An 11,716-nucleotide genomic window follows, 5' to 3' on the forward strand; every position below is an offset into this window, starting at 1 on the left:
GAGAAAGCCGGCATTGGTGGCTATCGTGGATCCCGGGGTGACCGAGGGGGAGCGACCGTGCATCAGTTGCTGATCGCGGGTCGGTACCGGCTGCTCGACCTGGTCGGCACCGGCGGAATGGGCCGGGTGTGGCTTGCTCGCGACGAGATGTTGCATCGCGACGTAGCGGTGAAGGAGGTAGTGCCGCCGTCCTGGCTGGCCGAGACCGAGCGTGAGGAGTTGCGGCTACGAACCCTGCGTGAGGCACGCACCGCCGCCCGGCTCAACCATCCCAACGTGGTCCGCCTCTACGACGTGGTCCACGACCGGGAGAGCCCCTGGATCGTGATGGAGTACGTGCCGTCGCGGTCGGTGCAGCAGATCATCAGCGCCGAGGGGCCGTTGAGCCCGCAACGCACCGCCCGGATCGGGCTGGCGGTGCTCGCCGCGTTGCGGGCCGCGCACGCCGCCGGGGTGCTGCACCGCGACGTGAAGCCGCACAACGTGCTGGTGGCCGACGACGGGCGGGTGGTGCTCACCGACTTCGGCCTTGCCACCTTCGACGGCGGTGAGGGTGTGATGACCGGGCCCGGCACGGTGCTCGGCTCGCCGCAGTTCGTCGCGCCCGAACGAGCCCGCGAAGGGGTGTCCGACGCCCGCACCGACATGTGGTCGCTGGGCGCGACGCTCTACGCGACGGTCGAGGGGCAGTCACCGTACGCACGGTCTAGCGCGATGGCGACGCTCAGCGCGTTGGCCACCGAACCACCGGACCCGATGCGTCGAGCCGGCCCGTTGCGTCCCGCCATCCTCGGCCTGTTGCAGCGCGACCCCTGGCGGCGGTTGACCGCCGCCGAGGCGGAGCCGCTGTTGCGCAGCGCCGCGGCGAACGACGACGAGCCCGCCGGGTCGGTCCGCTCCTCAGCGGTCGCGGCGATCCGCAGCGCCGGACGGGCCATCGCGCCGCACCCGGTCGAACCGGTGGCCCCGTCTGGCGAGCCCGCCATGCCGACCCCGAACAAGCGGCGCCCACCTGGCCGGCGACGGCGCCTGATCGCCCTGGGTGGCGCGGCCGCCGCTGTGCTCGTCGCTGGAGGCGTCACGCTTGCGCTGGTCAACCAACACGATGACCGGACCACACCGTCCGGCTCCGGCGGTGGCGCGCCGACCTCCCGGCCGGCGGCGTTCGCCTGCACGTCGTCCCCGCCCCCGTCGGCGACCCCGGTGGTGGCGGTGTCACCGCCACCCGACGTGAAGTACGGGCTGCGTGAGGGCTGGACCTGGTACGACGACCCGACCGGGTTCCGGATCGCCGCGCCGGTCGGGTGGGCGCGCTGGACCGAGGGCTCGGTGACCTGCTTCCGGAAATCCGGCGGGTCCCGGGTGCTCAGCGTCGAGGCGGGGCCGGCCCGCCCGGATCCGGTGGCGCACTGGAAGGCCGAGGAGGCTCGGCTGACGGCGAGTGCCGCGCTGCCGGACTATCGCAAGCTGGACATCTCCGCGATGGACATCTTCGCGGGTGGCGCGGTGTGGGAGTGCGGCTGGCAGAACGCCGTCGGCGTTCCGGTGCACAGCTTCCGGCTGTTGGCCAACACCTCGGCCGATCGCTCCTACACCGTCTCGTGGTTGACAGAAGAGTTCGACTGGCAGGTCAACGCGGCATACTTGCCGATGATCCGGCAGAGCTTCACCCCCACCCTGTGACACGGTCCGATGTGGACCTTCCGGGTGATGCCCCTGCGGCGCCGACGCTGACTACAGTGGCGTAGTTTTGGGCGCTCAAGATCCCTGGGGAGGGTGAGCCGAGATGATGGGACCGCAACACGCGCTGTCCGGCGCGGCGGTGTGGCTGGCTGGCTCCTGGGCACTGGAGCAGTTCGCCGACTACCACCAGTCGCCGCTCGCGTTGGCGGTGGGCACCGCTGTGTGCGCCGGCGGCGCGCTCTTTCCCGACCTCGACATGTCGGGCAAGGTGACCAAGAACCAGGGTGGGGCCACCGTGGCCCGCACCTTCGGAGTCTTCTCGCTCTTCGCCGCCGAGGTGATGGAGAAGATCTCTCTCGGGGTCTACTACGCCACCAAGCTCAGCAGGGACCCACGACGCAGCAACGGGCACCGGACGCTGACCCACACGCTGCCGTTCACACTGCTGGTCGGCTGGGGCACCACGGCGCTCTGCGCCGCGTACGGCAAGTGGGCGGTCATCACCATCCTGTTCTTCATGTTCGGCCTGGCGCTGCGCGGGCTGTTCGACGAGTGGGCCGAGCGGGCCGGGTGGGTGATCATCACTCTCGCGTCGGCCGGGGCGGCCTGGTTCACCTTCGCCAACCTGCCGGGCGGACGCGGCTATCCGCTGATCGGCACCGCGCTGGGCGTGGGCTGCTTCGTGCACATCCTCGGCGACATGATCACCAGAGCGGGCGTGCCGATCCTCTGGCCGATCCCCATCAAGCGGCGCATGTGGATGATGATCGGCCTGCCGAACAGCATCGCCCTACGCGTCGGCAGCAAGGCCGAAGTGGTCGGGATGCGCATCGCGCTGACGGTCGTCTCCGCGCTCGCCACCGTCGGCCTGATCGCGCCCTCGGTGCTGAGCCGTTTCGACATCGACATATGACCGATCCGGCGTCGGCGATCCCGCCGGCTGAGGACGACCGCGTACCGGAGTTCTGCCGCGCCCTGGGGTTGCCCGGCCTCGCCGACGTGCACGTTCACTTCCTGCCGCCGCGCCTGCTGCGTCGGGTGTGGGCCTACTTCGACGCCGCCGGGCCGCTGGTCGGCACCGAATGGCCGATCCGCTACCGGTGGAGCGACGCCGACCGGGTAGCGCACCTGCGCCGACTCGGGGTGCTGGCGTTCAGTGCCCTGGCGTACGCGCACCGACCGGGCATGGCGGCGGAACTCAACCGCTGGACGCTGGACTTCGCCCGCGACACCCCCGGGTGCCTGGCCTCGGCCACGTTCTACCCGGAGCCGGACGCTCCCGGGTACGTCGAGGCGGCCCTCGCCGAAGGTGCCCGGGTGTTCAAGTTGCACCTCCAGGTCGGCGGCTTCGCGCCCACCGATCCGGCGCTGGACCCGGTGTGGGGGATGCTGTCCGACGCGGATGTGCCGGTGGTGGTGCACGCCGGGCACGCCCCGGTGGGGACCACCAACACCGGCCCGGAACCGTTCGCCGCCCTGCTCGCCCGCCACCCTCGGCTGACCGCCGTGGTGGCGCACATGGGCGCCCCGGACTACCGGGCCTTCCTGGACCTCGCCGAGACGTACGAGCGGGTCCGGCTGGACACCACAATGGCCTTCACGCCCTTCTTCGACCAGTTCGTCCCCTTTCCGGCCGAGGAGTTGCCCCGGTTGCGCGAGTTGGGGTTGGCCGGCAAGGTGCTGCTGGGCAGCGACTTCCCGAACATCCCGTACCCGTACGCCGACCAGGTGACCGGGCTGGCCCGGCTGGACCTGGGCGACGACTGGCTACGCGCGGTCTGCTGGAGAAACGCCGCCATCCTCTTCAACCTGCCCTGACCCACGCCCCGCCCCAAGGCGCCGGGCACTCCCCCGCGCCCCGCGCCCCGCGCGCCCCCTGAATTGTTTTCGACATCGGCTATTGACGTCGCCGTAACAGGTGGCCTAGCGTCCTGTCGAACCGCTTCGTCGAAACGCTTCGACGAAGTTCGGGAGCGGTCCCACCCCAGGCCGGAGGAGGTGCGCGGTGGCCACCATGCACGACGTCGCCCGCCTCGCGCAGGTCTCGGTCAGCACGGTCTCGTACGTGCTCACCGGCACCCGGCCGATCTCGCAGGCCACCCGCAACAAGGTGCTCGCCGCGATGGCACAGCTCGACTACCAGCCCAACGCGATGGCCCGTGGGCTGGCCAGCCGGCGCAGCCGAATCCTCGGCCTGCTGATGCCGATGGACGAACGCGGCCTCGGCGCCACCGAGACCGCCTTCGTCACCGGTGCCGCCGCCGCGGCCAGCGTCGCCGGCTACCACCTGGTGCTCTCGCCTGTCGGAGGCGGCGACCTCGACGACCTGCGTCGGCTGGCCAGTCAGCGGATGCTCGACGGGGTCGTGCTGATGGAGGTCCAGCTGGCCGACGAGCGGGTCACAGTGCTCCAGGAGACGGGGGTGCCGCTGGTGCTGATCGGCCGCACCGGCGACACCAGCACGCTCTCCTACGTCGACATCGACTTCGACCAGACCGTCCGGGAGGCCGTCGCGCACCTGGTCGGCCTCGGGCACCGGCGGATCGTCTACGTCAACCACTCGGCCGCCACGCTGGCCAGCGGTTACGGGCCCGCGTTGCGTACCCGGGACGCCTTCACCGCGGCGATGACCGGGCACGGCCTGGAGCCGGTGATGATCGCGGCCGAGGACAGCGCCGCCGGCGGGCGGGCCGCCCTGGCCGCCGCGTTCGCGCAGGCCCCGGAGCTGACCGCGGTGCTGGCCATGAACGAGACGGCGATCTTCGGCATCCTCGGCGAGCTGACCGGCCGTGGGTTGTCAGTGCCCGACGACGTCTCCGTCGTCTCGATGGTCACCTCGCCGCAGGTCGCCGAACTGGCCACCCCGGCGCTGACCGCCATGACGTCACCCGGTTCGGCGCTCGGCCGGATCGCGATCGAGGCGCTGACGCGCCACCTGGACGGCCCCGCCGACCTTCGTCACCAGCAACTGCTGCCGTGCACGTTGGAGATCCGGGGGTCGACCGCCGCGCCTCGAAGCCGCCAGCCAATGGGGGCCGATCAGTAAATGGCCCGCCGCCGCGCTGCAACGCGACGGCGGGCCCCGTGAAGTACCGGCTAGTACTCAACGAGGAGGATGCTAATGCAGCGATTCCGCCGGCTCGTCGCCGCGATCGCCCTGGCGGCGACAGCGACGACCACCGTGGCCGCCTGCGGCAGTGGTGACAGCGGGGACAACAGCGACGCCAAGGTTCTCAAGCTCTGGCACTACGAGAGCGAGAACAGCGCCATGGGCGTCGGCTGGAACCGGGCCATCGAGATCTTCAAGTCCGAGCACCCGGGCGTCGAGGTGCGCTTCGAGCGCAAGGCGTTCGAGCAGATCCAGCAGAACGCGGGCATGATCATCAACTCGTCCGAGGGCCCGGACATCATGGAGTACAACAAGGGCAACGCGACCGCCGGGCTGCTCTCCTCGCAGGGCCTGCTGGCCGACCTGAGCAGCGAGGCCGACAAGCGCGGCTGGGCCGGCAAGCTCAGCCCCAGCCTGCAGACCACCGCCCGGTACAGCGACAAGGGCGTGATGGGCTCCGGCAAGTGGTTCGGTGTGCCGAACTACGGCGAGTACGTCACCGTCTACTACAACAAGGACCTGTTCCAGAGCAACGGCGTCAAGGTCCCGACCACTATGGCCGAGATGACCGCCGCGATGGACACCTTCGTCGGCAAGGGCATCACCCCGCTGGGCATGGCCGGCGCCGAGTACCCGGCCGGGCAGCTCTTCTACCAGCTCGCCCTCTCCAAGGGCGACAGGCAGTTCGTCGACAACTACCAGCTCTACAAGAACCCTGTCGACTTCAAGGCCGACCCGCTCAAGTACGGCGCTGACACCTTCGCCCAGTGGGTGCAGAAGGGCTACGTGGCGAAGAACTCGGCAAGCCTCAAGGCCGAGGACATGGGCACCGCCTTCATCGGCGGCAAGGTTCCGATGATCGTCTCGGGTAGCTGGTGGTACGGCCGGTTCAAGACCGAGATGAAGGCCAACTGGGACACCTTCCTCTTCCCCGGCAACACCCTTCAGGCCGGCTCCTCCGGCAACCTCTGGGTGGTTCCGGAGAACAGCAAGGCCAAGAGCCTGGCGTACGACTTCATCGACATCACCCTGCGTCCGGAGATCCAGGATCTGATCGGCAACAACGGTGGTGTTCCGGTCGCCGCCGACGCGTCGAAGATCAGCGACCCGAAGGACCGCAAGCTGATCGAGGACTTCAACACGGTCAGCAAGTCCGACGGGCTGGCCTTCTACCCGGACTGGCCGGTCCCCGGCTACTACGACGTGCTGGTCTCCGGCTTCCAGGGTCTGATCAACGGCTCGAAGTCGCCCGACCAGGTTCTCGACACGATCGCCAAGCCGTACGCCGATGGCGTCAAGGAGATCACCGGCAAGTGACACGGCGAGCGGCGGGCGCGACCGGCACGACCGGCGCGCCCGCCCGCCCCGCCGGGAAGGATCCTCCATGGCAGTCTCCGAGACGGTCGCCGCCACACCGCCGGCCGCGACCCCCACCCCGCCCGCGCCCAGCCGCAGACGCCGCGGCCGCAACGCGGCGTACTGGCTCTACCTGCTCCCCGGAGCTGTGCTCTTTCTCCTGGTCATCGGCGCGCCGCTGGTCGGCACCCTCTATCTGTCGCTGACCAAGTGGTCCGGCATCGGCGACCCCCGGTGGGTCGGCCTGGACAACTACCAGCAGTTGCTGCAGGACGACGTGTTCTGGGCGTCGTTCCGCAACACCGTCTGGATGCTCGTCGCGATGGTGGTGGTGCCCACGGTGCTCGGGCTGCTGCTCGCCGCTGTGCTCTTCGACGTCATCGGCCGCCGGTTCAAGCCCCGCACCGCCGCCGCGCTGCGGGCGGCGTTCTACCTCCCGCAGGTGCTGCCCGTCGTGGTGGCCGGCATCGTCTGGGGCTGGATCCTGCGCCCCGACGGGGCGTTCAACAGCCTCCTCGACGCGGTCGGTCTCGGCGCGTTACGCCACGACTGGCTCGGCGACCCGGGCACCGCCCTGCCGGCCGTGATGGCAGTGATGATCTGGGTGCAGATCGGCTATCCGGTGGTCGTCTTCATGGCGGCGTTGCAGCGCGTCGACCCCGAGCTGTACGAGGCGGCCGAGGTCGACGGCGCGAACTGGCTGCACCGGTTCCGGGCGATCACCCTTCCGCAGATCCGGCCGGAGACCTTCGTGGTGGCCTTGACCTGCACGATCGCCGCGTTGAAGGTGTTCGGGCCGATCTTCGCCCTGACCCGGGGCGGCCCGGACAATGCCACGAACGTGCCCTCGTACTTCGCCTACTACACGTTCTTCAAGAAGCTGCAGGTCGGCTACGGCTCCGCGATCTCGATGGTGCTGACACTGATCATCGTGGTGGTGGCCGGGGTCTTCATCTGGATGCAGGCCCGCAGCGAGCGCCGGGACCGGGGGTTCTGACATGGCCGTCACGCTCACACCGAGCACCGCGCCGGTGACGCCGGCCCGGCCCGTACGCGATCGACACCACCGCGGCGTCAGCCGCTGGGTGGTGCTCGCCCTGGTCACCCTCGGCGCGCTCGTCATGCTGGTGCCGTTCGCGTTCATGCTGCTCAACGCGTTCAAGTCGCCCGGCGACTACTCCTCGGGCGGCCCGCTGAGCTGGCCGACGGAGTTCTACACGAAGGGCCTGCGCACGTACTGGACCGAGGTGAACTTCCCGCTGAAGTTCTGGAATTCGGCGATCATCGCCGGCTCGGTGGCAGTGTTCGGCGTCGCCGTGTCACTGCTCAACGCGTACGCGCTGGGCATCGGCCGGGTCCGGGGCCGGCTGTGGATCGTCGGTTTGTTCCTGCTGGCCAACATGCTGCCGCAGGAGGCGCTGATCTACCCGCTGTACTACGCGGCGAAGCAGGTCGGCCTCTACAACACCCAGCTCTCGGTGATCATCATCTTCACCGTGATCCAGAGCGCCTTCGGCACGTACCTGCTCGCCTCGGTGATGGGCACGTTCCCGCGCTCGCTGCTGGAGGCCGCCGCGCTGGACGGCGCCGGCAAGTGGACGGTGCTGTGGCGGGTGGTCTTCCCCAACCTGCGACCCACCCTCGCGGTGCTGCTCATCTTCTTCTTCATCTGGACGTGGAACGAGTTCCTCATCCCGCTGGTCATGCTGATCGACAACCAGACGCAGACCATTCCGGTCGCGCTCGCGTCGTTGCAGGGCGACCGGCTGATGGACGCTCCGACCACCAACGCTGGCGCGCTGATCAGCCTGGTGCCGGCCATCCTCTTCTTCCTCATCTTCCAGCGCACCCTGGCGCGCGGCATCACGGCAGGAGCCGAGAAGTGAAGTTCACCGACGGGTACTGGCAGCTGCGCCCCGGCGTCAGCGTCCTGCGGCCCGGCACCGTGGAGTCGGTCGAGCCGGACGAGCGCGGCTTCACCGTCTTCGCACCGACCGGCCAGATCACCGGACGCGGCGACACCCTCAACCGCCCGCTGGTCACCGTCCGGTTCTTCTCGCCCGCCCCCGGCGTCATCGGGGTGACCATCGCCCACCACACCGGCGGGCTGCCCCGCGAGCCGCACTTCGGGCTGAGCACCGACGAGACGCACCCGGTCACCGTCGACGTCACAGGGCTCAGCGCGACGCTGACCACCGGCGAGCTGACCGCGCGGGTCGCGCTCATCGACGGGTGGCGGGTCGACTTCCTGCACGGCGACCGGCTGGTCACCGCGTCCACCGCCCGCAGCATCGGCGTCGTCACCGACGCCGAGGGCCGCCGGCACGTACACGAACGGCTCGCCCTCGGTGTCGGTGAGACGGTGTACGGGTTGGGCGAGCGCTTCGGCCCGTTCGTGAAGAACGGGCAGACCGTCGACATCTGGAACGCCGACGGTGGCACCGCCAGCGAGCAGGCGTACAAGAACGTGCCGTTCTACCTGAGCAGCGCCGGCTACGGGGTCTTCGTGGACCACCCGGAGCACGTGTCGTTCGAGGTCGGCTCCGAGGTCGTCACCCAGACCCAGTTCAGCGTCGAGGGCCAGTCGCTCACCTACTACGTCATCGACGGGCCCCACCCGAAGGACGTGCTGCGCCGGTACACCGCCCTCACCGGCCGTCCCGCCCGGATCCCCGCCTGGTCGTACGGCCTCTGGTTGTCCACCTCGTTCACCACCTCGTACGACGAGAAGACGGTGACCGAGTTCGTCGACGGGATGGCCGAGCGCGGGCTCCCGCTGTCGGTGTTCCACTTCGACTGTTTCTGGATGCGTCAGTTCCACTGGGTCGACTTCATCTGGGACCCGGCGACCTTCCCCGACCCGGACGGGATGCTGCGCCGGCTGCACGAGCGCGACCTGAAGGTGTGCGTCTGGATCAACCCGTACATCGCGCAGCGCTCGTACCTCTTCGAGGAGGGCCGCGAGGCTGGTTACCTGGTGCGCAACCCGGACGGTTCGGTCTGGCAGTGGGACAAGTGGCAGGCCGGCATGGCGCTTGTCGACTTCACCAACCCGGACGCGGTCCGCTGGTTCACCGGCAAGCTCAAGGCCCTGCTGGACATGGGCGTCGACTGCTTCAAGACCGACTTCGGCGAGCGCATCCCGACCGACGTGGTGTGGCACGACGGCTCGGACCCGCAGCGGATGCACAACTACTACTCGTACCTCTACAACAAGGCGGTCTTCGAGCTGCTGGAGACCGAGCGCGGCGAAGGCGAGGCGGTGCTGTTCGCCCGCTCGGCCACCGTCGGCGGGCAGCAGTTCCCGGTGCACTGGGGCGGCGACTGCGAGTCGACGTTCGTCGCGATGGCCGAGTCGCTGCGCGGCGGGCTGTCCCTGGCCGCGTCCGGCTTCGGCTACTGGAGCCACGACATCGGCGGCTTCGAGGGCACTCCCGACCCAGCGGTGTTCAAACGGTGGGTCGCCTTCGGGCTGCTCTCCTCGCACTCCCGGCTGCACGGGTCCGGCTCGTACCGGGTGCCGTGGGCGTACGACGAGGAGGCAGTGGACGTGCTGCGGCACTTCACCCACCTCAAGCTCGGCCTGATGCCGTACCTGGCGGCCGCCGCCCAGGAGGCACACCGCGACGGGACGCCGGTGATGCGGCCGATGTTCCTGGAGTTCCCGGACGACCCGGCGACTGCGCACCTGGACCGGCAGTACATGCTCGGCCCGGACGTGCTGGTCGCCCCGGTGCTCAGCGCCGACGGCGACGTCACGTACTACGTCCCCGCCGGCACCTGGACACACCTGGTCACCGGCGCGCAGGTCACCGGCCCGGCCTGGTTGACCGAGAAGCACGGCTTCGACAGCCTGCCGGTGCTGGCCCGACCGGGCGCGGTCATCCCGTTCGGCTCGCGCACCGACCGACCGGACTACGAGTGGGCCGACGATGTGCGGCTGCGGGTGTACGCACCGACCGAGGGGCAGCGGACCCGGGTACGGGTACCGTCACCCGGCAACGGGCCGGGCGCCGAGTTCGACGTGCGCTACGAGGGTGGGACGGCCAGCGCCGAACTGGTAGCCGGCACCTCGACGGGCTACATCTGCGAGATCCAGGGGACGGAACGATGACGCAACACCACTTCCCGGAGAGCTTCGTCTGGGGCTCGGCTACTGCCGCGTACCAGATCGAGGGCGCGGCGACCGAGGACGGGCGCGGACCGTCCATCTGGGACACCTACAGCCACACACCCGGTCGGACCCTCAACGGTGACACCGGTGACGTGGCCGCCGACCACTACCACCGGTGGGCCGACGACCTCGGGCACATCGCCGACCTGGGCCTCGGCGCGTACCGGTTCTCCATCTCCTGGCCCCGGGTGCAGCCGGGCGGCTCGGGCCGGTTCAACCAGGCCGGCATCGACTTCTACTCGCGGCTGGTGGACGGGCTGCTGGAGCGGGGCGTCCGCCCGGTGGCCACCATGTACCACTGGGACCTGCCGCAGGAGTTGGAGGACGCCGGCGGGTGGGCGGCGCGGGAGACCGCGTTGCGCTTCCAGGAGTACGCGGCGGGCATCGTCGGCGCGCTGGGCGACCGGGTGCACACCTGGACGACGCTCAACGAGCCGTGGTGCTCGGCGTACCTGGGCTACGCCTCCGGCGTGCACGCGCCGGGTCGGACCGAACCGGCGGCGGCGCTGGCCGCGGTGCACCACCTCAACCTCGCGCACGGCCTGGCCGGTCGGGTGGTCCGGGAGCTGGCCCCGTCCGCCGAGCTGTCGGTGACGCTGAACCTGCACGTCATCCGGGGCGCGTCCGACTCGGCCGCCGACCAGGACGCGGTCCGGCGGATCGACGCGTTGGCGAACCGGGCGTTCCTCGGCCCGATGCTGGACGGGGAGTACCCGGCCGACCTGCTGGCCGACACCGCCTCCGTCACCGACTGGTCGTTCGTCCGCGAGGGCGACGAGAAGCTGATCGCGGTGCCACTGGACGTGCTCGGGGTCAACTACTACTCCAGCACCCTGGTCCGGGCCTGGGACGGGGTGTCGGCCCGCTCCGACGCCGACGGGCACGGCGCGTCGACCTCGACGCCGTGGGTGGCCGCGGAGAGCGTCGACTTCCTGCCGCAGCCCGGCCCGTACACGGCGATGGGGTGGAACATCGACCCGCCGGCGCTGACCGAGCTGCTGCTGCGCCTCCAGCGCGAATACCCCAGCCAGCCCATGATGATCACTGAGAACGGCGCGGCGTTCGACGATGTGGTGTCGGCCGACGGCCGGATCCACGACGACCGGCGGATCGACTACCTGCGTCGACACATCGGCGCGATGGCCGACGCCCGCGCGCAGGGCGCGGACGTGCGCGGCTACTTCGTCTGGTCGTTGCTGGACAACTTCGAGTGGGGCTACGGCTACGACCGCCGCTTCGGCATCATCCGGGTCGACTACGACACCCAGGTCCGCACCTGGAAGGACAGCGCCCACTGGTACCAGCGCCTCGCCGCCACCGGCGAGCTGGACCGGGCGCAGGACTAACTGAGGAGCGTGATGTCTGTGAGTCATCGTGATGACTCACAGACATCA

At 69.9% G+C, this 11,716-nt stretch carries 9 protein-coding genes; all 9 read left to right on the forward strand.

Going from position 1 to position 11,716, the window contains the following annotated elements:
* Nucleotides 1–57 precede the first annotated feature (57 nt).
* The 9 genes from AB0C20_RS20445 (at nt 58) to AB0C20_RS20485 (ending at nt 11,668) form a co-directional block, all read left to right on the forward strand.
* The gene (locus AB0C20_RS20445) at nt 58–1,683 is read left to right on the forward strand and encodes a serine/threonine-protein kinase (RefSeq protein ID WP_357568537.1); all 1,626 of its coding nucleotides are present in this window, start codon (nt 58–60) and stop codon (nt 1,681–1,683) included.
* A 103-nt stretch (nt 1,684–1,786) separates the two neighbouring features.
* The gene (locus AB0C20_RS20450; protein ID WP_238686669.1) at nt 1,787–2,596 is read left to right on the forward strand and encodes a metal-dependent hydrolase; all 810 of its coding nucleotides are present in this window, start codon (nt 1,787–1,789) and stop codon (nt 2,594–2,596) included.
* Entirely contained in the window at nt 2,593–3,501 is a 909-nt protein-coding gene (locus AB0C20_RS20455; RefSeq protein WP_357568538.1) for an amidohydrolase family protein, read from the forward strand. Before AB0C20_RS20450 ends, AB0C20_RS20455 begins: the two co-directional genes overlap by 4 nt.
* 196 nt (nt 3,502–3,697) lie before the next feature.
* Nucleotides 3,698–4,729 (forward strand): LacI family DNA-binding transcriptional regulator, encoded by a 1,032-nt coding sequence (locus tag AB0C20_RS20460; RefSeq protein ID WP_357191597.1) that lies wholly within the window; start codon nt 3,698–3,700, stop codon nt 4,727–4,729.
* A 75-nt stretch (nt 4,730–4,804) separates the two neighbouring features.
* On the forward strand, nt 4,805–6,109 hold the full coding sequence (locus AB0C20_RS20465; RefSeq protein WP_357191568.1) for an extracellular solute-binding protein: 1,305 nt from the start codon (nt 4,805–4,807) through the stop codon (nt 6,107–6,109).
* A gap of 67 nt (nt 6,110–6,176) precedes the next feature.
* Nucleotides 6,177–7,145, forward strand: coding sequence for a sugar ABC transporter permease (locus AB0C20_RS20470; protein ID WP_357191566.1), 969 nt, complete (start codon nt 6,177–6,179; stop codon nt 7,143–7,145).
* 1 nt (nt 7,146) lies between these two features.
* Entirely contained in the window at nt 7,147–8,034 is an 888-nt protein-coding gene (locus AB0C20_RS20475) for a carbohydrate ABC transporter permease (protein ID WP_357191563.1), read from the forward strand.
* Nucleotides 8,031–10,262 carry an alpha-xylosidase gene (gene yicI, locus AB0C20_RS20480; protein ID WP_357191559.1) on the forward strand — a complete coding sequence of 744 codons (2,232 nt, stop codon included), beginning with the start codon at nt 8,031–8,033 and terminating at the stop codon, nt 10,260–10,262. The genes AB0C20_RS20475 and yicI overlap by 4 nt, the downstream gene beginning before the upstream one ends.
* Nucleotides 10,259–11,668: a GH1 family beta-glucosidase gene (locus AB0C20_RS20485; RefSeq protein ID WP_357191556.1), complete on the forward strand. Its 1,410-nt coding sequence runs from the start codon at nt 10,259–10,261 to the stop codon at nt 11,666–11,668. Before yicI ends, AB0C20_RS20485 begins: the two co-directional genes overlap by 4 nt.
* Nucleotides 11,669–11,716: the final 48 nt, after the last annotated feature.

It is taken from the genome of Micromonospora sp. NPDC048843 (genome assembly GCF_040649965.1).
Classification (GTDB): domain Bacteria; phylum Actinomycetota; class Actinomycetes; order Mycobacteriales; family Micromonosporaceae; genus Micromonospora; species Micromonospora hortensis.